The sequence below is a fragment of the Pseudarthrobacter sp. Pseusp20 genome (assembly GCF_059492155.1).
Genome location: NZ_CP168521.1, coordinates 2,484,162 through 2,501,918, shown reverse-complemented (window position 1 = coordinate 2,501,918; position 17,757 = coordinate 2,484,162). Strand labels below are relative to the sequence as shown.

18 protein-coding genes are annotated in these 17,757 nt (G+C 66.9%); 7 read left to right on the top strand and 11 right to left on the bottom strand.

The window, feature by feature from the left end; all coding sequences use genetic code 11:
* Positions 1-225: 225 nt before the first annotated feature.
* Positions 226-516, bottom strand: coding sequence for an antibiotic biosynthesis monooxygenase family protein (locus tag ACEN9K_RS11505; protein WP_018771176.1), 291 nt, complete (start codon positions 514-516; stop codon positions 226-228).
* A gap of 37 nt (positions 517-553) precedes the next feature.
* A complete protein-coding gene (locus ACEN9K_RS11500; RefSeq protein WP_495634439.1) occupies positions 554-1,033 on the bottom strand; it encodes a GNAT family N-acetyltransferase in 480 nt (159 codons plus the stop codon).
* 692 nt (positions 1,034-1,725) lie between these two features.
* Here ACEN9K_RS11500 and ACEN9K_RS11495 point away from each other — a divergent pair.
* The 3 genes from ACEN9K_RS11495 to ACEN9K_RS11485 are packed head-to-tail and all read left to right on the top strand — an operon-like array spanning position 1,726 to position 3,733.
* On the top strand, positions 1,726-2,370 hold the full coding sequence (locus ACEN9K_RS11495) for a biotin transporter BioY (protein ID WP_478223389.1): 645 nt from the start codon (positions 1,726-1,728) through the stop codon (positions 2,368-2,370).
* Positions 2,371-2,381: 11 nt separating this feature from the next.
* Positions 2,382-3,113 carry an energy-coupling factor ABC transporter ATP-binding protein gene (locus ACEN9K_RS11490; protein WP_478223390.1) on the top strand — a complete coding sequence of 244 codons (732 nt, stop codon included), beginning with the start codon at positions 2,382-2,384 and terminating at the stop codon, positions 3,111-3,113.
* On the top strand, positions 3,110-3,733 hold the full coding sequence (locus tag ACEN9K_RS11485; protein ID WP_056390257.1) for an energy-coupling factor transporter transmembrane component T family protein: 624 nt from the start codon (positions 3,110-3,112) through the stop codon (positions 3,731-3,733). Before ACEN9K_RS11490 ends, ACEN9K_RS11485 begins: the two co-directional genes overlap by 4 nt.
* A gap of 17 nt (positions 3,734-3,750) precedes the next feature.
* Here ACEN9K_RS11485 and ACEN9K_RS11480 read toward each other — a convergent pair whose 3' ends face one another.
* Both ACEN9K_RS11480 and ACEN9K_RS11475 read right to left on the bottom strand, forming a co-directional pair.
* Positions 3,751-4,950, bottom strand: coding sequence for a thiolase family protein (locus ACEN9K_RS11480; protein WP_488314627.1), 1,200 nt, complete (start codon positions 4,948-4,950; stop codon positions 3,751-3,753).
* Positions 4,943-6,349: a class I adenylate-forming enzyme family protein gene (locus tag ACEN9K_RS11475; protein ID WP_478223392.1), complete on the bottom strand. Its 1,407-nt coding sequence runs from the start codon at positions 6,347-6,349 to the stop codon at positions 4,943-4,945. Before ACEN9K_RS11475 ends, ACEN9K_RS11480 begins: the two co-directional genes overlap by 8 nt.
* Positions 6,350-6,407: 58 nt before the next feature.
* On the opposite strand from ACEN9K_RS11475, the gene ypfJ reads away from it, so the two are divergent.
* On the top strand, positions 6,408-7,289 hold the full coding sequence (gene ypfJ / locus ACEN9K_RS11470; protein ID WP_144599711.1) for a KPN_02809 family neutral zinc metallopeptidase: 882 nt from the start codon (positions 6,408-6,410) through the stop codon (positions 7,287-7,289).
* A gap of 75 nt (positions 7,290-7,364) precedes the next feature.
* Here ypfJ and ACEN9K_RS11465 read toward each other — a convergent pair whose 3' ends face one another.
* From ACEN9K_RS11465 to ACEN9K_RS11440, 6 genes are read right to left on the bottom strand one after another with little or no spacing between them, the layout of a single operon-like run.
* Positions 7,365-7,697 carry a metal-sulfur cluster assembly factor gene (locus tag ACEN9K_RS11465; protein ID WP_018761278.1) on the bottom strand — a complete coding sequence of 111 codons (333 nt, stop codon included), beginning with the start codon at positions 7,695-7,697 and terminating at the stop codon, positions 7,365-7,367.
* Positions 7,698-7,709: 12 nt separating this feature from the next.
* Positions 7,710-8,504, bottom strand: coding sequence for a Fe-S cluster assembly ATPase SufC (gene sufC / locus ACEN9K_RS11460; RefSeq protein WP_144599710.1), 795 nt, complete (start codon positions 8,502-8,504; stop codon positions 7,710-7,712).
* A 42-nt stretch (positions 8,505-8,546) separates the two neighbouring features.
* Entirely contained in the window at positions 8,547-8,903 is a 357-nt protein-coding gene (locus ACEN9K_RS11455; protein WP_018772109.1) for a non-heme iron oxygenase ferredoxin subunit, read from the bottom strand.
* A gap of 20 nt (positions 8,904-8,923) precedes the next feature.
* The gene (gene sufD / locus ACEN9K_RS11450; protein ID WP_018772110.1) at positions 8,924-10,165 is read right to left on the bottom strand and encodes a Fe-S cluster assembly protein SufD; all 1,242 of its coding nucleotides are present in this window, start codon (positions 10,163-10,165) and stop codon (positions 8,924-8,926) included.
* A complete protein-coding gene (gene sufB, locus ACEN9K_RS11445) occupies positions 10,165-11,628 on the bottom strand; it encodes a Fe-S cluster assembly protein SufB (RefSeq protein WP_018772111.1) in 1,464 nt (487 codons plus the stop codon). Before sufB ends, sufD begins: the two co-directional genes overlap by 1 nt.
* Positions 11,628-12,413 (bottom strand): helix-turn-helix transcriptional regulator, encoded by a 786-nt coding sequence (locus tag ACEN9K_RS11440; protein WP_495634438.1) that lies wholly within the window; start codon positions 12,411-12,413, stop codon positions 11,628-11,630. Before ACEN9K_RS11440 ends, sufB begins: the two co-directional genes overlap by 1 nt.
* 125 nt (positions 12,414-12,538) lie before the next feature.
* Here ACEN9K_RS11440 and ACEN9K_RS11435 point away from each other — a divergent pair, with 125 nt between their 5' ends.
* From ACEN9K_RS11435 to ACEN9K_RS11425, 3 genes are read left to right on the top strand one after another with little or no spacing between them, the layout of a single operon-like run.
* On the top strand, positions 12,539-13,507 hold the full coding sequence (locus ACEN9K_RS11435) for an ABC transporter ATP-binding protein (protein WP_056390246.1): 969 nt from the start codon (positions 12,539-12,541) through the stop codon (positions 13,505-13,507).
* A complete protein-coding gene (locus tag ACEN9K_RS11430; RefSeq protein ID WP_018772114.1) occupies positions 13,504-14,271 on the top strand; it encodes an ABC transporter permease in 768 nt (255 codons plus the stop codon). Before ACEN9K_RS11435 ends, ACEN9K_RS11430 begins: the two co-directional genes overlap by 4 nt.
* 7 nt (positions 14,272-14,278) lie before the next feature.
* Complete coding sequence (locus ACEN9K_RS11425) at positions 14,279-15,241, top strand: COX15/CtaA family protein (protein WP_018772115.1); 963 nt, start codon at positions 14,279-14,281, stop codon at positions 15,239-15,241.
* 109 nt (positions 15,242-15,350) lie between these two features.
* On the opposite strand, the gene ACEN9K_RS11420 is transcribed toward ACEN9K_RS11425, so the two are convergent.
* Positions 15,351-17,618 carry a SulP family inorganic anion transporter gene (locus tag ACEN9K_RS11420; RefSeq protein WP_495634437.1) on the bottom strand — a complete coding sequence of 756 codons (2,268 nt, stop codon included), beginning with the start codon at positions 17,616-17,618 and terminating at the stop codon, positions 15,351-15,353.
* Between the last annotated feature and the right edge of the window lie 139 nt (positions 17,619-17,757).

Here is a 17,757-nt window from a genome sequence, read left to right as displayed (position 1 = left end):
TGCACTCTGTTATGAGGCGATGGACGTTCGTGCAGGATCGTGTTCTTCACCAAAGGCGACCGCCCGGGTATGGATCCGACTGAGGGGCAGCGGCCCATTCAATTGGGCCCATTCGGTGCTTCGAAGGCCTCTGCACCTCGAAACACCGGGACTCTTACTTACCCGAGTCATGAGACAGATCCAGACGGACCAGGAGACGAGTTTGGCTGTCCGCAAGGGGATCGGCTACCGCACCGTTGTGAAGTGCTCAACGACCGGGAACGGGTCGTAGAAATGGTGCAGCAGGCCCTTCCATTGCTCGTAGTCGGCGGACCCACGGAAGCCGTCGGTGTGAGCTTCCATCGAATCCCACTCAACGAGGAGAAGGTACAGGTTTGGGGACTCGATCGACCGCGAAATCGAAAGACTGCGGAACCCCGGCTGCCTGCTGATCAGAGGTCGCGCCACCCGGAATGCCTCTTCGAAATCCGACTCGCTGCCGGTACGGACGGGGAGGATCGCGTGCTCCAGAATCATTCGCTCAGCTTCTCACAGCCGTCCGGTTGACGATCCCTTACGGGGACAGGATGTAGCGGCGTTCCGGCCGGCCCGGCGAGTTGCGAACCTTAACGTCGGACGTTGGAATCCAGCCGGCACTTTCGTAGGAGGCGATGGCTCTCGTGTTGTCAGCGATAACCCAAAGCTCCACAGAAATCTGCACGTCCAGCGAGTGGCGTCGGACATGATCAAGGAGTTGGCGCGCAAGACCGTTGCCCCAGGCTTCCGGGTCAACTGCTAGATAGAGCACTTCCAAAACATCCAGTCGAGGAACGACGATCGAGAACGCCATCGCGCGATCACCAGTACGGGCCATTAGTAGCAGCGCCCCGTCAGGGGCAAGCGCTGATTCAATACCCGGCAGTTTGTCGTCGACCGCTGGAATTACGGGGAGTTGATCCCGCAGAGCGGTAGCGCGAGCCCAGATTCCGGCCGCGTCCCGTGCGGACGCGCTTCCCTGCTCCGCACGAACGTCTGGAAGTGGTGTTAGGTTCATCCGTCGATCCTGTCACGACGACGAGCAGGGATATCTCAGTGCGCATTGGCTCAGCCTGGGGAAGTGACGATGTACCGCCCGTAAGCCGGTGGCCGAGCGCGCGGCCAGGCAAGATTCTTCCCTCGGCACCGTCGCTGGCCTCCCTATGCACGTTTACCCCGCACGATGATATGCACGGTGAAGGTGCCCTAACCGCTACACATCAAATCGTCTCCAAACCGGTGGTTTTCTGGACGGAGGGTTTCGAGACATCGGAGCAGATGGGGGCATGAGGACCAAGGTACGCCGGCATGGCAGTGGCATACGCGCCGGCCAGCTGCGCCTGCGGCGCCTACACGATTCGACGTGAGGCCGGTAGGACGGGGGCCACGCCCTGGCGCCGCCGGTGTCGTCACCTGCTCCTGGGGTTCTCCCCCGAGACCCAGAAGCCGGGAGACTCCCGCAACAAAGTCTGACAACCGTTCGGTGGAAGAGGTGCAGCCACCAGTGGATAGGAGCCTCGTCGGTACGATCAACAGTGGGGGCCTCACGCGCCGGAAGAAGCGACAAGACCCGTGACCGAGGGCTCTTTGTGCCCAGCCCGAGGCAGGCGCGGCCCGGTTTAGTAGATCCCCTACAAAATGGGCGGTGTTCCACCCCGGTAGCGTCGGCTGTACATTAGATTCCGCTTGTACAACCCCGACAGGACCACCATGAGCAATACCGAGACCACCCCCAAGAACAGCCCGCGGACGGAGCGCCGCCGCTGGAACGGCACTGACCTTGGGCTGATCGCCGTTTTTGCCGCCCTCGTGGCCGGCGCAGCCCTGGTGCCCGGACTGGCCCTGAACGGCTTCGGCGTCCCCATCACCTTCCAGACCCTGGCCGTCATGCTCACCGGACTGGTGCTGGGCCCCGCCCGCGGGTTCGCCGCCGTCGGGCTTTACACGCTCCTTGGCCTGGCCGGCCTGCCCATCTTCAGCCAGGGCCGCAGCGGCCTGGGCATCCTCGCCGGACCCTCGGCCGGCTACATCATCGCCTTCCCCATCGCCGCAGGCGTCGTGGGATGGCTGGCCACCGTGGTGATCAAACGCACCACCAAGGCCCGCGCCCTCTGGTTCTTCGTGGCTGCCACGGCCACGAGCATCGTGGTTGTGCACTCGCTGGGCATCCTGGGCATCGCGCTGAACTCCAAGGCCACCCTGGAGCAGGCCTTCCTGAGCGACCTGGTCTTCTACCCGGGCGACATCATCAAGAATGTCCTCGCCGCCGCGATCGCCGTCGCCCTTCACCGCGCCTTCCCCGACGTCCTGGTCCGCCGCGTGCGCCGGCGTACCGCCGCGTCCGAAAGCGCCTAGGACCTCCCGCCATGCCCGCAGTGACCTTTGACCAGGCGTCCGTCGCCGTCGAAACGGAGAACTCCGCACAGCCCAAAGTCCTCCTTGACGCGGTGACCCTCCGGCTGGAGGAGGCACGCGTGGGCGTCATCGGCGCCAACGGCTCGGGCAAGTCAACGCTGCTGCGCCTGGTCAACGGGCTCATCCAGCCCACCACCGGCACGGTGACGGTCGACGGCGACGATACAGTGCGTGCCGTGCGGAAAGTCAGGCGGAACGTCGGCTTCGTCTTCACCGATCCCCTCTCCCAGCTGGTGATGCCCACCGGCAGGGAGGATGTGGAGCTTTCCCTGCGCCGTTCCGTGAAAAACGGCCCCGAGCGGCGCCGCCAGGCCGGCCAGGCGCTCGAACGGCTGGGGCTCCTGCACCTGGCCGACCAGAGCATCTACGAGCTGTCCGGCGGTGAGCGCCAGCTCATGGCGCTCGCCGCCGTGCTCGCAGTGAACCCTGCGGTCCTGGTCCTGGATGAACCCTCCACCCTCCTTGACCTGCGCAACCGTGAGCTGCTCCGCCGGACGCTGGCCAACCTGGACCAGCAGATCATCATGTCCACCCATGACCTGGACCTGGCACTGGAAATGGACCGCGTCCTGGTCATCGAAGCAGGCCGCGTGGCATTCGACGGCGCCCCTGGCGAAGCCGTGGCAGCCTACCGTTCGTGGTGCCTGCAGGGGCTGAATCCGGCAGGCAGGGACGCTCCGTGAGGGGCCACGGATTCCTCCTGGCCAATTACGTGCCAGGCAACTCCCTTCTTCACCGCGCACCGCTGGCGCTGAAGTTCGGGCTTGTGTTTGCCTGCGGCCTGGCGTCCTTCGTCATCGTGGATTGGCGCATCTCCGCTGCCGTGCTGGCCATGCTCACCGGACTGTTCCTGTTGGCAGGCGCCGGCGCGAGACGGATCTGGGGAGCCGTCCGGCCGCTGGCTCCAGTGCTGTTGGCCATCGGGTTCTTCCAGTGGTGGCAGCTCGGCGGCCCCACTGCGGCGCGGATCGTCCTGAACATCCTGGTCTGCGTGGTGGCGGCGTCCCTGCTCACCGCCACCACACCCATTCAACAGCTCCTGGATGGCGTTGTCCGGCTGGCGCGTCCGTTCAGGAGGCTCGGCGCTGATCCTGAACGCTTCGCCCTGACTATTGGCATCATGCTCCGCAGCATCCCGTTCATTGCCGGCACGTTCGCCGACGTCCGCGATTCCGCCCGGGCACGGGGCCTGGAGCGCAACCCGCGCGCATTGATCCTGCCCGTGTTCATCACCTCCGTGGCCTACGCCCGCCAAACCGGCGAAGCGCTCGCCGCCCGCGGCCTCGGCGAGGCCGAGGACTGACACAGCCCCCCTGAAGATCAGGCTGGCGCCAGCTGCCGGTACTCCAGCAGTGCCGCGGTCCCCATGCCGCCCGCCATGCTGATCATCGCCAGCCCCAGGGTTCCCGGCGTGCCGGCGCCCCTCGCCTGGGCCAGCAGCCGCGTCACCAGGACGGCCCCGGACGCACCGTAGGCATGCCCCAGAGCCAACGCACCGCCGTCGAGGTTTGCCCGCTCGGGATCGATGCCAAGCTGGTCCAGGCAGGCAAGTGCCTGCGACGCGAACGCCTCATTGAATTCCACCAGGTCCACCTCGCCGGCTGACACCCCGGCACGGGCCAGCACCTCCCGCGCGGCAGGGGCAGCACCGATCCCCAGTACCTGGGGGGCCACGCCGGCTGTGCCGGTGCCGCGCACCACCAGGCCGTCGCGTGCCCCCAGCCGGCGTGCGCGCTCCAGGGAGGTGATGACGACGGCGGCGGCGGCGTCCGCGTCGAAGCAGGAGTTTCCGGCGGTAACGGTTCCTCCCGGCACGAAGGCGGCCGGGAACCTTGCCATGATGGCGGGGGTCAGGCCGGCCCGCGGCCCGCCATCGACGGAGACGGTCCCGGCAGCGGTGGCCAGTGGCACGAGTTCGCCCGCGAAACGCCGGTCCCGGGTCGCCGTGAGGGCCTTCCGGTGGCTGGCAAGGGCGAAGGCATCCTGGCGGTCCCTGCCGACTCCGTATTCCGCGGCCACCGTTTCCGCGGCGGTACCCATGTCCGGATCGCCGTAGCTGGCCGGCACAAACTGGGCGCGGGCGTAAAACTCCGGGCCGCCGTCGTCCCTCCGGTTGGCGCGCAGGGGCGCGGTGCTGGTGCTCTCCACTCCCCCAGCCAGGTAAACGGGGCTGCCTCCTGCCGCCACGAGCCGGGCCGCGAGGACGATGGCGTCCAGTCCTGAGCCACACTGCCGGTCCACGGTGATCCCGGGTACGGTGACGGGCAGACCCGCCTCCAGCAAGGCCAACCGGGCCACGTTTCCGCCGCCGCCCACCGCGTTGCCGATCACGACGTCGGCAACGGAGTCCGGATCCAAGGACAGTTCGGAGACGAGCGCGCGCAGCACCGGGGCCAGGAGTTCATGTGCCCGCAGGGTGCGCAGGGCTCCGTTGACCGGGCACACCGGGGTGCGGCGGGCGGCGATGATCACCGGCTGGCGGTCCGGTGGCAGGAGCTCAGCGTGCACCGCGTCAGCCACCAAGGGGCCGTACCCTGGGATCCCGGGTGTTGATCCACTCCAGCAGCAGGTTCCGGCTGACCTTGCCGCGGTCCGTGGTGGGAAGTTCCGGCAGGAGGTAGTACTGCAGGGGCCGCTTGTGCCGGGACAGGATGTCCTCCAGGCCGGCGCGCAGCTGCGTGGCCGTCAGCCCGCCATGGGATGCAACCACCCCCGCCACCACGCGCTGGCCGCGCAGATCGTCAGCCACGCCGGCGGCCACCGCTGCCGCCACACCCGGGACTGCCGCCAGGGCCAGTTCCACCTCGTGCGGGTAGACGTTCCTTCCGGCGGTAAGGATCATGTCCGCGCGCCGGCCAAGGATGTGCAACTCGCCGTCCAGAAGGTAGCCCTGGTCCCCCACCGTGTACCAGTCGCCGAAGGACCGCAGCGCCTCGCCGTCGTCGCCCCACAGGTAACCGTTGCTCACCATGCCGCTGCGGACGCAGATGTTGCCGTAGCCGCCATCCGGAACCTCTCCGCCGTCGTCATCCAGGATCCGGACGTCCACGCCGGGAAAGGGCCGCCCGATTCCCGTACCGCCAGCCGCCGGAACCTGTCCCGCGGCCAGGCCCAGGCCGGAGACGAAGCTCAGCTCGGAGGCCCCGTAGTACTCATAAATGGTGGCGTTCGGCGCCCAGCGCCGTGCCGCTTCCAGGGTGCGGGCATCGAGTTTGGAGCCTGCACAGATGATGGTGCGGATTCCGGAGGCGTCCACGCACCCTGTCATCCCCCGTTCGCTGAGCATCCGCAGCATGGTGGGCACCAGGACCAGCCGGGTGACCCGGTCGTGGGTGATGGCAGCGTGGACGTCGCCGACGTCGAACGTCTCCAGTGTTTGGAACTCGGATCCGGCGTAGAGGCATTCGGCCAGGGCATAGAGGTTCAGGCTGGCAGCCAGCGGCCCGGGCGCAAGGGTGACGTCGTCCTGGCGAAGCCCGAAAAACTCGATTGAAGCGTCGAAGGACTGCTGCCATGACCGCCGGGAGCGGGTAAACGCCTTGGGTACAGACGTAGTGCCGGAAGTGAGGCCGATGAGGAAGCTGGAGCCAGGCGGGCCGTCGGCCAGCACGTCGTCCGGGGAGACCTGGGCCGGAACGGCGCATGCCTCCACCCGCCGGACAATATCCTCCTGCAGCGGTGCGGGCCACGAAGGGTCCAGGACCGCGCACTGGCGGCCGCCGGCCACGGCGGCTGCGAACTTCACGGCAAAGTCCACCGAATTGGACTCGCACAGGGTACTGACGGACTTCATCTCCGGCACCAGACCCGCGGCGGCATCCAGCAGCTCCGCCCAGTCCAGTCGCCGGCCCGCGATCACCACGGCAGTGTCCTGCGGCCGTTGCCCAGCCCAGAGCTGGATCTTGTCGAGGAAAGGCACGGACCAACTTTACCGGCCGCCACGGGTTGAGCCCCCGGCCCGCGGGTATTGTGACGATATGAGTTTCAATGACAACGTGCAGCTTGATCCTTCCCAGGTCCAGGACCGTAGGGGCATGGGCACCGGCGTGAAAATCGGCGGCGGAATCGGCGGCGGCCTGGTGCTGCTCGTTGCGCTCCTGCTGGGAATCAACCCGAACATGCTCGGCGGGCTGGTGGACAACGGTGCCGGCGGACAGTCCCAGGGCACGGCACCGGCCTGCACCACCGGAGCGGACGCCGATGCCCGCCTGGACTGCCGGATCACCGGCACGGTGAACAGCCTCAATGCGTTCTGGCCCGGCTACCTGAAGCAGTACAACGTGCAGTACCCCCGCCCGGAGGCCGTGATCTTCAGCGGCGGCACCAACACCGGGTGCGGGGCCGCAACCTCCGAAGTAGGGCCCTTCTACTGCCCCACGGACACTACCGCCTACTTTGATCCCGGTTTCTTCCAGGAACTCGTGGACCGGTTCGGTTCCTCAGGCGGACCTCTGGCCCAGGAATACGTAGTGGCGCACGAGTTCGGCCACCACATCCAGAACCTGCTGGGCGATCTGCAGCGGGCGCAGCAGGACCCGCAGGGACCGGAGTCCGGTTCCGTCCGTACGGAACTGCAGGCGGATTGCTATGCAGGCCTGTGGGCCAAGTACGCATCCACCACGCCGGACCCGTCCACCGGGCAGCCCTACCTGGAACCGCTCACCCAGCAGGACGTCAACGACGCGTTGTCGGCGGCCGCAGCAGTGGGCGATGACCGGATCCAGAAGGCAGCCACCGGACGTGTCTCCCCCGAAGGCTGGACACACGGCTCCAGTGAGGAACGCCAGCGGTGGTTCAGCCGGGGCTACCAGACCGGCGACATCAAGCAGTGCGACACCTTCAGCGCCGCCACCCTCTAACCTCGATGGAACGGGGTACGACGACGGCCGGTCACCTTTCGCGGGAAAGGTGACCGGCCGTCGTCGTACTTTTTTCTAGATGTTGAAGCCGAGGGCCCTCATCTGGTCCTTGCCGTCATCGGTGATCCGCTCGGGACCCCAAGGCGGCATCCAGACCCAGTTGAGGCGCCAGTCGTCAACGACGCCGTCCAGGGCCTGGCCCACCTGCTCCTCGAGCACGTCGGTGAGCGGGCAGGCTGCGGTGGTGAGCGTCATGTCGATCAGGAGCGCACCGTCGTCATCGGAGTACTTCAGGCCGTACAGGAGGCCCAGGTCCACCACGTTGACGCCAAGCTCAGGGTCGATGACGTCCTTGAGCGCCTCTTCGACGTCCTCCAGGGCCGTGCGGCCCGGCTTGATTTCGGTCATGACAAGTCCTTACTAGGCCTGTGCTGCGGCGGCAGCCGCGATGGTGGCTGCGCCGGCGCCCTTGGCGTAACGGTCGTAGCCTTCTTCCTCGAGGCGGTCGGCCAGCTCGGGGCCGCCCTCCTCGACAACCTGTCCGTCCACGAACACGTGTACGAAGTCAGGCTTGATGTAGCGCAGGATGCGGGTGTAGTGCGTGATGAGCAGCGTGCCCATGCTTCCCTCGGAGTGCGCACGGTTGACGCCCTCGGACACAATTTTGAGCGCGTCCACGTCCAGGCCGGAGTCGGTCTCGTCCAGGACGGCGAACTTGGGCTTGAAGAGCTCCAGCTGCAGGATCTCCACGCGCTTCTTTTCGCCGCCGGAGAAGCCTTCGTTGACGTTGCGCTGGGCGAAGTCGGCGTCGATGCGCAGCTTCTCCATGGCGGCTTTGACGTCCTTGGTCCAGGTGCGCAGGGCGGGCGCCTGGCCGTCGATGGCGGTCTTGGCGGTGCGCAGGAAGTTGGTCATGGTGACGCCCGGAACCTCCACCGGGTACTGCATGGCCAGGAAGACGCCGGCGCGGGCGCGCTCGTCAACACTCATGGCCAGCACGTCTTCGCCGTCCAGCGTGATGGTGCCGCGGGTGACGGTGTAGCGGGGGTGCCCTGCAATGGTGGACGCGAGGGTGGACTTGCCCGAGCCGTTGGGGCCCATGATGGCGTGCGTCTCGCCGGTCCTGATGGTCAGGCTGACGCCCTTCAGGATCTCCTTGGTGCCCTGTTCCGTCTCAATGCTGACGTGCAGGTCCTTGATCTCAAGAGTTGACATGCTCTTCTTTCTTTTCGCTCGTAAGTCTGGTGCTGCGGGCGCTCAGTAGTTGTCTACTGCTGCGCCGTTCAAAACGTTGGTGACGTCCACGTAGACGTCGTCCCCGTCGAGTTCGACGGCGAAGACCGGCACGGGATCGTAGGCGGGGAGCTGGAGCGGCTGGCCGCTGCGCAGGTCGAACTGGGAACCATGCCCCCAGCACTCGATGGCGCAGCCTTCCACGTCGCCTTCGGACAGGGAAATGTCCGCGTGCGAGCAGGTGTCACCGATGGCGTGGATGTCCCCCATCGAGTCCCGGACCACGGCTACGGGGTAGCCGTCCACCAGGATGCGCAGCGCCTGCTTGACCTGGATGTCATTGGCGCTGCACACCAGCTCACCCTTGGGTTTGCCGCTCATACGTTCCTGCCTGCCTGTCTCTAGTAGTCGATTGCCGCGAGTTCGCGTTCCACGGCATCGGTCAGGCGCTCTTCGAGGGCCGGGACCTTGATCTGCTGGATGATCTCGTTCAGGAAGCCGCGGACCACCAGGCGGCGGGCAACATCCTCGGGGATGCCGCGGGCCATCAGGTAGAACAGGTGCTCGTCGTCGAACCGGCCGGTGGCGCTGGCGTGGCCGGCACCCTCGATCAGGCCGGTCTCGATCTCGAGGTTGGGCACGGAGTCCGCGCGGCAGCCGTCAGTCAGGACCAGGTTCTGGTTCTTCTCGTAGGAGTCGGTGCCCTCGGCCTGCTTCTGGATCAGCACGTCGCCAACCCAGACCGTGTGCGCACCCTTGCCCTGCAGCGCGCCCTTGTAGAGGACGTTGGACTTGCAGTTGGCCACGTTGTGGTCCACGAAGGAACGGTGCTCCAGGTGCTGGCCTGCATCGGCGTAGTAAAGGCCCAGGAGCTGTGTCTCGGCGCCTTCCCCGGCGAAGCGGACGTTGGAGTTCAGGCGCACGATCTTGCCGCCAAGAGTTACGGCAATGTGCTTGTACACGGCGTCCTTGGCAACCTCGGCGTCATGCTGTGCCAGGTGCTTGGCGTCGTCCCCCCAGAGCTGCAGGGAAACCACCGTGAGGTGGGCGCCTTCGCGAACCAGGACCTCAACGTTGCCGTTGTGGTCTGAGGTGCCGTCGTGCTCGATGATCACGACGGAGCGGCTGTTGACTCCGGCTTCGATCACCACGTGGGAGTTGGTCCGGCGGCCTGCGCCGTTGCCGGTCAGGACCAGGCGCACCGGCTCGTCCAACTCGGCGTTCGCCGGGATGGAGATGAGCTGGGCGTCGCCGGCGTTCGCGGAAGCCACGACGGCGGCACGGTCGGCGGGGACGAGGGTGGCGCCACGGGGGGCCTCACCTGCGCGGAGGGTCCGCTGGACCACGGCTGCAGGTGCCTCGACCGTAACGCCAAGGGCGCCGGCCTCCGACGGGGTATCGGACAGCAGGTTGGCCAGTTCACGCACCGGGGTGAAGCGCCATTCCTCTTCCCGGCCGTTGGGCAGGGCGAAATCGGCCACGTCATGGCTGGTGAGCCGCTCGGCGCGGGAGGCCATGACCTGTGTGCCGTGGCTGTGGTGGCGGTCCACCTTGGAGGCGACGAGGTGCTCGCCCTCCTCGGTGAAACCGGCGATCGACGGTGCGCCGACGCGCGCCTTTTCGGTAGTTGCTTCGGCAGTCATTAACCGACGGATCCTTCCATCTGGAGTTCGATGAGGCGGTTCAGCTCGAGGGCGTATTCCATGGGCAGTTCGCGGGCGATCGGCTCAATGAAGCCGCGCACGATCATGGCCATGGCCTCGTCCTCGGGCATGCCGCGGGACATGAGGTAGAACAGCTGTTCCTCGCTGACGCGGGAAACGGTGGCCTCGTGTCCCAGCTGGACATCGTCCTCGCGGATGTCGATGTACGGGTAGGTGTCAGACCGGGAAATGGTGTCCACCAGGAGGGCGTCGCAGCGCACGGTGTTGGCCGAGTGCTTGGCTCCTTCCCGGATCTGGACCAGGCCGCGGTAGGCGGCGCGGCCGCCACCACGGGCAACGGACTTGGAGATGATCGAGCTCTTGGTGTTCGGCGCAATGTGCACCATCTTGGAGCCGGTGTCCTGGTGCTGGCCTTCGCCGGCGAAGGCGATGGACAGGGTCTCGCCCTTGGCCCCTTCGCCTACGAGGTACACGGCCGGGTACTTCATGGTGACCTTGGAGCCGATGTTTCCATCGATCCATTCCATGGTGGCGCCTGCTTCGCAGATGGCACGTTTGGTCACCAGGTTGTAGACGTTGTTCGACCAGTTCTGGATGGTGGTGTACCGGACGCGGGCGCCCTTCTTGACGATGATCTCCACGACGGCGGAGTGCAGCGAGTCCGAGGTGTAGATCGGCGCTGTGCAGCCTTCGATGTAGTGGACGTAGGAGTCCTCGTCGGCGATGATCAGCGTGCGTTCGAACTGGCCCATGTTTTCCGTGTTGATGCGGAAGTAGGCCTGCAGGGGGATCTCCACGTGGACGCCCTTGGGGACGTACACGAACGAGCCGCCGGACCAGACGGAGGTGTTCAGCGAGGCGAACTTGTTGTCGCCTACCGGGATGACGGTGCCGAAGTACTCCTGGAAGATCTCCGGGTGTTCCTTCAGCGCGGTGTCGGTGTCCAGGAAGATGACACCCTGCCGCTCAAGGTCCTCCCGCAGCTGGTGGTAAACAACCTCAGACTCGTACTGGGCGGCAACACCCGAAACAAGGCGCTGCTTTTCGGCCTCGGGGATGCCCAGCTTGTCGTACGTGTTCTTGATGTCCTCGGGCAGGTCTTCCCAGGTGGCAGCCTGCTTCTCGGTGGAGCGCACGAAGTACTTGATGTTGTCGAAGTCGATGCCGGAGAGGTCCGCGCCCCAGGTGGGCATGGGCTTGCGGTCGAAATACTTCAGGCCCTTCAGGCGCAGGTCGAGCATCCATTCCGGCTCGCTCTTCTTCGCCGAAATGTCCCGGACTACCTCTTCGTTGAGCCCACGGCGGGCATTGGCGCCGACATCGTTCTTGTCAGCCCAGCCGTACTCGTAGTTGCCGATGCCGTGGAGCTCGGGATTCTTTTCCAGAATCTCCGAGATCACAGTGTTTTCGGCGACTGCTTTCTCTGATAGTTGGTCCGTCATCACGGCCTTTCTTGCTGATGGTTGATTACTTCGTCCAGGCTGGCGGGGGCTGCCGCCGGCACCGTGGCCGGGTTGGCAGGCAGCCTGCCTGTAGGAATATGTGTGGTGCAGACGTGGCCGCCGCGGGCCAGCGTGGAGAGGCGGCGGACGTCAACGCCCACCAGCCTTGAAAAGACTTCGGTCTCGACGTCGCAGAACACCGGGAAGCGGGCGGCGAGCTGCTGGATGGGGCAGTGGCCCTGGCAGAGCTGCACGCTGGAAAGCGCCGCGGGCAGCGGTGCCTTTGCCTCGATGGACGCAGCGGAGGCCACGAAGTTGTCGCGGGTCAGCGCCGCTGCGAGTGCGGTGGCGCGGTCCCGGATGTCCGGGCCGGCCTGCTCGATTTCGGGTGCGTAGCGCCGCTCCATGTCCGCAAAGCGCTCCTCGGCGAAGGCGCGCACCGCGTCCGGGCCTGCCATCTTTTGCAGCTGCTGGAGCGCAAGGGCGGCGATGTCCAGGTAGTCGTTGCCCAGGCTGGACTGGCCCTGTGAACTGAGGACGTAGCGGCGGGCCGGACGGCCGGCACCCGCGCCGGGCTTGGCCACCCGCTTGACCTCGATGACGCCCGCACGCGAGAGGTGGTCCAGGTGGCGCCGGACGGCGGCCGGGGTGAATCCCAGCATGTCGCCCAGTTCGGCCGCGCTGACGGGCCCGTGCTCCAGGACGGCAGCGAGGACCCGGTCCCGGGTGCGCTCGTCGGCATCAGCCACAGGCCCGGGCGCAGGCACGGCAGTAGCGTTGGTCATGGAATACACAACACAATCATGTCGTAATTTAGTCCCGCACTCCAGTAAGGGCAGGCTGACCTATGCCAGGCAGCTGCACAGGCCCGGGGGACGGTGCTAAATACTACATCCCGTAGAATACTGTGGTGCGATCCCCCCAGTCCCCCGTTCTGTCCATCCATGGGCTCATCAAGGACGTCGGCCCCCTTTCCAGCCTGGACGGAAAGATGCTCAGGGTTGTCAGCGGCGTTTCACTCGTTGCCGAGCGCGGACAGGTAACCGCCCTCCTCGGCGCCAACGGTGCCGGAAAAACCACCACCCTCGAATGCGCCCAGGGCCTGCAAAAGCGCAGTGGCGGCACCATCTCGCTGCTGGGCCAGGACCCGGCGGCGGCAGGCGCTGACCTCCGGTCCCGCGTCGGCGTGATGCTGCAGGACGGCGGCCTCCCGCCGTCGGCCCGGCCCCTGCCGCTGCTGCGGCACATCGCCGGGCTGTACGCCCGCCCGTGGCCGCTGGAAGACCTGGTGGGCAGGCTGGGCATCGACTCCTTCAGCCGGACCAGCGTGCGCAGGCTGTCCGGCGGCCAGAAACAGCGCCTGGCACTCGCCGCCGCCCTGGTGGGCAGGCCCGAAGTATTGTTCCTGGACGAGCCCAGCGCCGGACTGGACCCGCAGTCCCGGCAGCTGGTGTTCGACCTGATCGCCGAGTTGCGTGACAGTGGGATGGGGATCATCCTCACCACCCACCTGATGGACGACGCCCAGCGCTTGGCGGACTACGTGTACATCATCGACGGCGGCCGCAACGTTGCCGAAGGGACCGTGCAGGAACTGCTGCAGCGCAGCCCCGTTGCGGACCAGGACGGCGGGCACATCCGGACGCTGGTGTTCGAAGCCCCGCCCGGGCTGGACCTGGCAGCCGCTTTGCCGGATGACGTGGACGTTTCCGAACCCCGTGCCGGCAGCTACACCATCACCGGCGCCCTGACGCCCCGGCACCTCTCCGCCCTGGCCCGGTGGTGGGAGGCGAAGGGAATCATGCCCGCCTCAATGAGCCTTCAGGCGCGTAGCCTTGAAGACGTCTTTTTGGATATCTCGGGAAAGGACATCCGATGAGCACCGCAGCAATGCAGGAGGCCCAGCAGCCGGCGCCCCTGCTGCGCCGGGTCCTGCTGCAGGGCAAGTACGAGGCACTGACAATGCTGCGGAACGGCGAGCAGCTGATCCTGGCAGTGGTGCTGCCGCTGCTGGCACTTGTGGGCCTGACGGTCACCCCGTTCCTGGACGGAATGGGATCCAGCCGCATCAACGTGGCCGTTCCCGGAATCCTGGCCCTGTGTGCGATGTCCACGGCCTTCACCGGCCAGGGCATCGCCACCGGCTTCGACCGCCGCTACGGCGTACTCCGGTTCCTGTCCACCACCCCCTTGGGCCGCGGCGGCCTGATTGCCGGCAAAGTCCTGTCGGTCCTGGCCGTTCTGTGCCTCCAGGTGGTGGTGGTTGGCGTGGTTGCCCTGGCCCTGGGATGGCAGCCGACGGCGGCGGGCTGGCTCCCGGGGCTGGCGCTGCTCGCGCTGGGCGCGGCGGCTTTCACCGCGCTGGGGCTGCTGGTGGCCGGGACAGTCCGGCCGGAAGCCACGCTGGCCATCACCAACCTGCTGTGGATCCTCCTCGGCGCCATGGGCGGCATCGTCATCCCCGCGGGGCGACTGCCTGCCGCCGCGCAGGCAGTCGTGCACTTCCTGCCCTCCGGCGCCCTGGGCGAATCGATGCGGGCCGCCTTCCTGGACGGGGCCGTGAACGGCGGCGCCGCCCTCATCCTGCTGCTCTGGACGGTCATCGCCGGCGCCGCAGCCATCCGTTGGTTCAAGTGGAATTGAGATAACCGTGTCCACGGCTTCACGCCTCCCCCAGCTCGCCGGCCGCCTGGCCTCGCGGCTCCCACGCACCGTGGACGTCCGCATCCGCCGCCTCGCCGTCGCCTCCCTGATCGGCCAGACGCTTCTGGTGGTCACCGGCGGCGCCGTCCGCCTCACCGCATCGGGCCTTGGCTGCCCCACCTGGCCCCGCTGCACCTCCGACTCCCTGGTAAACACTCCGGAGATGGGCATCCATGGCTTCATCGAGTTCGGCAACCGGCTCCTGACGTTCGCGCTGGCCGCCGTCGCCGCCCTGATGCTGGTGTACCTGTGGAACCTCCGGAAGGAGCGCAAGGACCTCTTCCTCCTGGCACTGGGCCTGCTGGCCAGCATCCCCGCCCAGGCCGTGATCGGCGGCGTCACCGTGCTGACCAACCTCAACCCGTGGGTGGTGGGCCTGCACTTCCTGGTCTCCATGGCGCTGGTGGTCTTCGCCACCCTGCTGGTCAACCGTGCCTTCGGGCGGACCGGCCGCTTCCTTGCCACCCGGCCCGCCGCCCTGCCCGCACCCCTGCGCCCGGTGACGGCCGCCGTCGCGCTTTTCTCCGCCGTCGCCGTGATGCTCGGTGTGGTGGTCACCGGGGCCGGCCCGCATGCCGGTGACGCCGATGCTCCCCGCAACGACCTGGACTGGGATTTGTTCTCCCACATCCATGCCGTGCCCGCGTACCTGGTGACTGCCGGGACTGTAGTGGCCCTGGTCCTGGTCATCAGGCGCCGCATTACGGGCCCCTTCCGGACGGCCGTCCTGGCCCTCCTTGGCGTCACCGTGCTCCAGGCGGTGATCGGGTTTACGCAGTACTACAACGGTATTCCGGCGCTGCTGGTAGCGGCCCACATGCTCGGCGCGGCCCTGCTGATGGCGGCATCGACCAACGCCTGGGACATCGCCCGTTCCAGTGCCGTGGACTCATCCAGGGCAGCGAAGTAGGCGCCCGCCCACCCGTACAGCGCGCAGGCGCCCCGGCCCGGGATGGGGCCGGGGCGCCTGCGTTTTACCGCCTTTGTATGTTTCGCCGCCTTGCAGGCGTCCCGGGAAATTACCGTTCAGCGAAGGCGTTGATCCGAAGCCCGGACCCGCCGGCCGGGTCAAGGTTCCGGATCCCCGTGGCGGTGATCTGCAGGACCTGCGCGGTGGCAATGTCGTAGAAGAGGCCCGTTGCCTGCACCTTTCCCTCCACCAGCGCCGGGCCCGTCACCGGGTGGTCCTGCAGCTTGGCCAGTTGCACGGCCACGTTGACCATCGCCAGTTGGTCCACCCGGGCGTAACCCGCCGCCGCCGCCTGCCGGCCCACCGGATGCCCTGCCAGCAGCTCCGTGTAGCTGGGCCGGGCGTGGTCCAGCCACTGTCCGAATGCCGGACCAAGCGAACTGTTGTCTTCGCCGCCGGCCTCTGCGAACAGCGCCTTCATGGCGCCGCAGTTGGAGTGCCCGCAGATGGCGACCGACTGCACTCCCAGGCCGTTGACGGCAAAGGACAGGGCAGAATCCGTTGAGGCGTCCTGGCCATTGGCGCACACCACGTTGCCGATGTTCCGCAGCGTGAGCAGGTCCCCCGGGCCGCTGCTGGTGATCAGGTTCGGATTGACGCGCGAATCGATGCAGCCCACGAACAGGCTGTCCGGGTTCTGTCCTTCCGTCAGGTCATGCACCAGCGGACGGACCTGGTGCGCAAACCGGCGGTGGTATTTGTTGACGCCCTGCAACAACGGCTCCTTCCTTGGCGGAAGGGGCAACTCGGTGGCTTCCTCGCGCCGGGGAGCCTGGTGGGCGGCGTCCCGGAACACCGTGTTGCCGTGCTCCTCAAGGTTCGCCGTGCCGCCGGCGGCCTGGTGCTGGAGCTGCCAGGCCAACAGGGCTTCCCGGAAGGAATGGTCAACATAGTCGGCGTTGAGCTCCACCACCACGTCCGCGCCGGCGGGCACCGACTGCAGGACGCCGTTGAGCTTTGGCAGCGCGAAGAAGCTGCATGATCCCGCGATGGTCACCCGCCAGGGCGACGGCGGTGCGGCGGGACGGTGCGCCTGGATGGGGGCCCGCAGGACACGCCACAGCACACTGGCAGCGGCGAGGGCCAGGCCGATCATGACTCCTTCCAACAAGTTCAGGAACACCACGCAGATGAGGGTAACCGCGTAAATGGTGAGGTCTCCCGTGCGCAGGCTGGTCCGGATGTCCGCCACCTTGATCAGCCGCGCGCCGATAACCACCAGCAGGCCGGCCAGGACGGCCAGCGGGATCAGCTGGATCAACCCGGCAAAGAGGGCAGAGAAAGCCAGAACCCAGACACCGTGCAGCACTGCGGATGTCCGGGAAGCCGCTCCCGCTTCCACATTCGTGGCGCTGCGGACAATGACGCCCGTCACGGGCAGGCCGCCCAGGGACCCGGAAACGATGTTTGCGGTGCCCTGCCCGATGAGCTCCCTGTTCAGGTTGGTCCGCGGACCGGTCTGCATCTTGTCCACGGCCACGGCCGACAGGAGGGACTCGATGCTGGCGATGAGGGCCATGGTCAAGATGGCAAAAGCGAACGCGCGCCAGTTGCTATCCGGAAGCTGCGGCAGGGCGATGGCATCGAAAATGGAGCCATCAAGGGAGATGCGCTCAACACCGGGGGCAAAGGCCACGGCCAGTGCGGTTCCTGCCGCGACGGCGGCCAGGGGGCCCGGAACACGCCGGACCGTGGCGGGCAGGAACTTCCAGCACAGCAGGATTGCCACGACGGCCAGTCCCAGCAGGGCCGCGTGCAGTTCCAGGTTGGTGATGGCTGCCGGCAGTGCCGCAAGGTTCTCGAGGGCCGAGCCTGCCGGCCGGGATCCGAGAAGCACGTGGACCTGCTGCAGGATGATGGTGACACCGATGCCGGCGAGCATGGCTTTGACCACCACCGGTGAGACGGCCAGGGCGGCCCGGCCCACGCGACTGATGCCCAGCAGGAGCTGCACGGCGCCCGCGGCCGCGGTGATGGCGCAGGTCACCTGCCATCCGAACTCCTGGACCAGCCCGGCCACGACGACGGTCAGCCCGGCCGCGGGTCCGCTCACCTGCAGCGGTGAGCCGCCCAGGCTTCCGGCCACGATCCCGCCCACGGCTGCAGCGATGAGGCCTGCCATGATGGGGGCTCCCGACGCGGCTGCGATGCCGAGCGAGAGCGGGAGGGCCACGAGGAACACCACCAGGGATGCGGGTACGTCGGCGCCCAAATGGGCAGCAAACGGCGGGCGGCGGAAGGTGAAGCGGCCACGGCTTCCCCTGCCTCCCGGCGGGCTGTGGCTGGGGGCGGGAATTGTGGAGGGACGGACTTCCATGGATTATTCCTTTGATCGAGGGAAGGGTCCACCCCACCGTAAGCAGCTGGTCATGATGGATGACACTTAAAGTGACCGATATGACAAAAATGTCATATCGGTTTCGATCCCGGTTAACGCAAACGGCGGCCCCCACCAC

What these genes read in the sequence shown, in the direction of transcription:
- ACEN9K_RS11420 (WP_495634437.1), bottom strand. Translation starts at nt 17,618, where the DNA reads ATGGAAGTCCGTCCCTCCACAATTCCCGCCCCCAGCCACAGCCCGCCG.
- ACEN9K_RS11505 (WP_018771176.1), bottom strand. Translation starts at nt 516, where the DNA reads ATGATTCTGGAGCACGCGATCCTCCCCGTCCGTACCGGCAGCGAGTCG.
- ACEN9K_RS11500 (WP_495634439.1), bottom strand. Translation starts at nt 1,033, where the DNA reads ATGAACCTAACACCACTTCCAGACGTTCGTGCGGAGCAGGGAAGCGCG.
- ACEN9K_RS11440 (WP_495634438.1), bottom strand. Translation starts at nt 12,413, where the DNA reads ATGACCAACGCTACTGCCGTGCCTGCGCCCGGGCCTGTGGCTGATGCC.
- ACEN9K_RS11490 (WP_478223390.1), top strand. Translation starts at nt 2,382, where the DNA reads ATGCCCGCAGTGACCTTTGACCAGGCGTCCGTCGCCGTCGAAACGGAG.
- ACEN9K_RS11430 (WP_018772114.1), top strand. Translation starts at nt 13,504, where the DNA reads ATGAGCACCGCAGCAATGCAGGAGGCCCAGCAGCCGGCGCCCCTGCTG.
- ACEN9K_RS11465 (WP_018761278.1), bottom strand. Translation starts at nt 7,697, where the DNA reads ATGACCGAAATCAAGCCGGGCCGCACGGCCCTGGAGGACGTCGAAGAG.
- ACEN9K_RS11495 (WP_478223389.1), top strand. Translation starts at nt 1,726, where the DNA reads ATGAGCAATACCGAGACCACCCCCAAGAACAGCCCGCGGACGGAGCGC.
- sufB (WP_018772111.1), bottom strand. Translation starts at nt 11,628, where the DNA reads ATGACGGACCAACTATCAGAGAAAGCAGTCGCCGAAAACACTGTGATC.
- ypfJ (WP_144599711.1), top strand. Translation starts at nt 6,408, where the DNA reads ATGAGTTTCAATGACAACGTGCAGCTTGATCCTTCCCAGGTCCAGGAC.
- sufD (WP_018772110.1), bottom strand. Translation starts at nt 10,165, where the DNA reads ATGACTGCCGAAGCAACTACCGAAAAGGCGCGCGTCGGCGCACCGTCG.
- ACEN9K_RS11455 (WP_018772109.1), bottom strand. Translation starts at nt 8,903, where the DNA reads ATGAGCGGCAAACCCAAGGGTGAGCTGGTGTGCAGCGCCAATGACATC.
- sufC (WP_144599710.1), bottom strand. Translation starts at nt 8,504, where the DNA reads ATGTCAACTCTTGAGATCAAGGACCTGCACGTCAGCATTGAGACGGAA.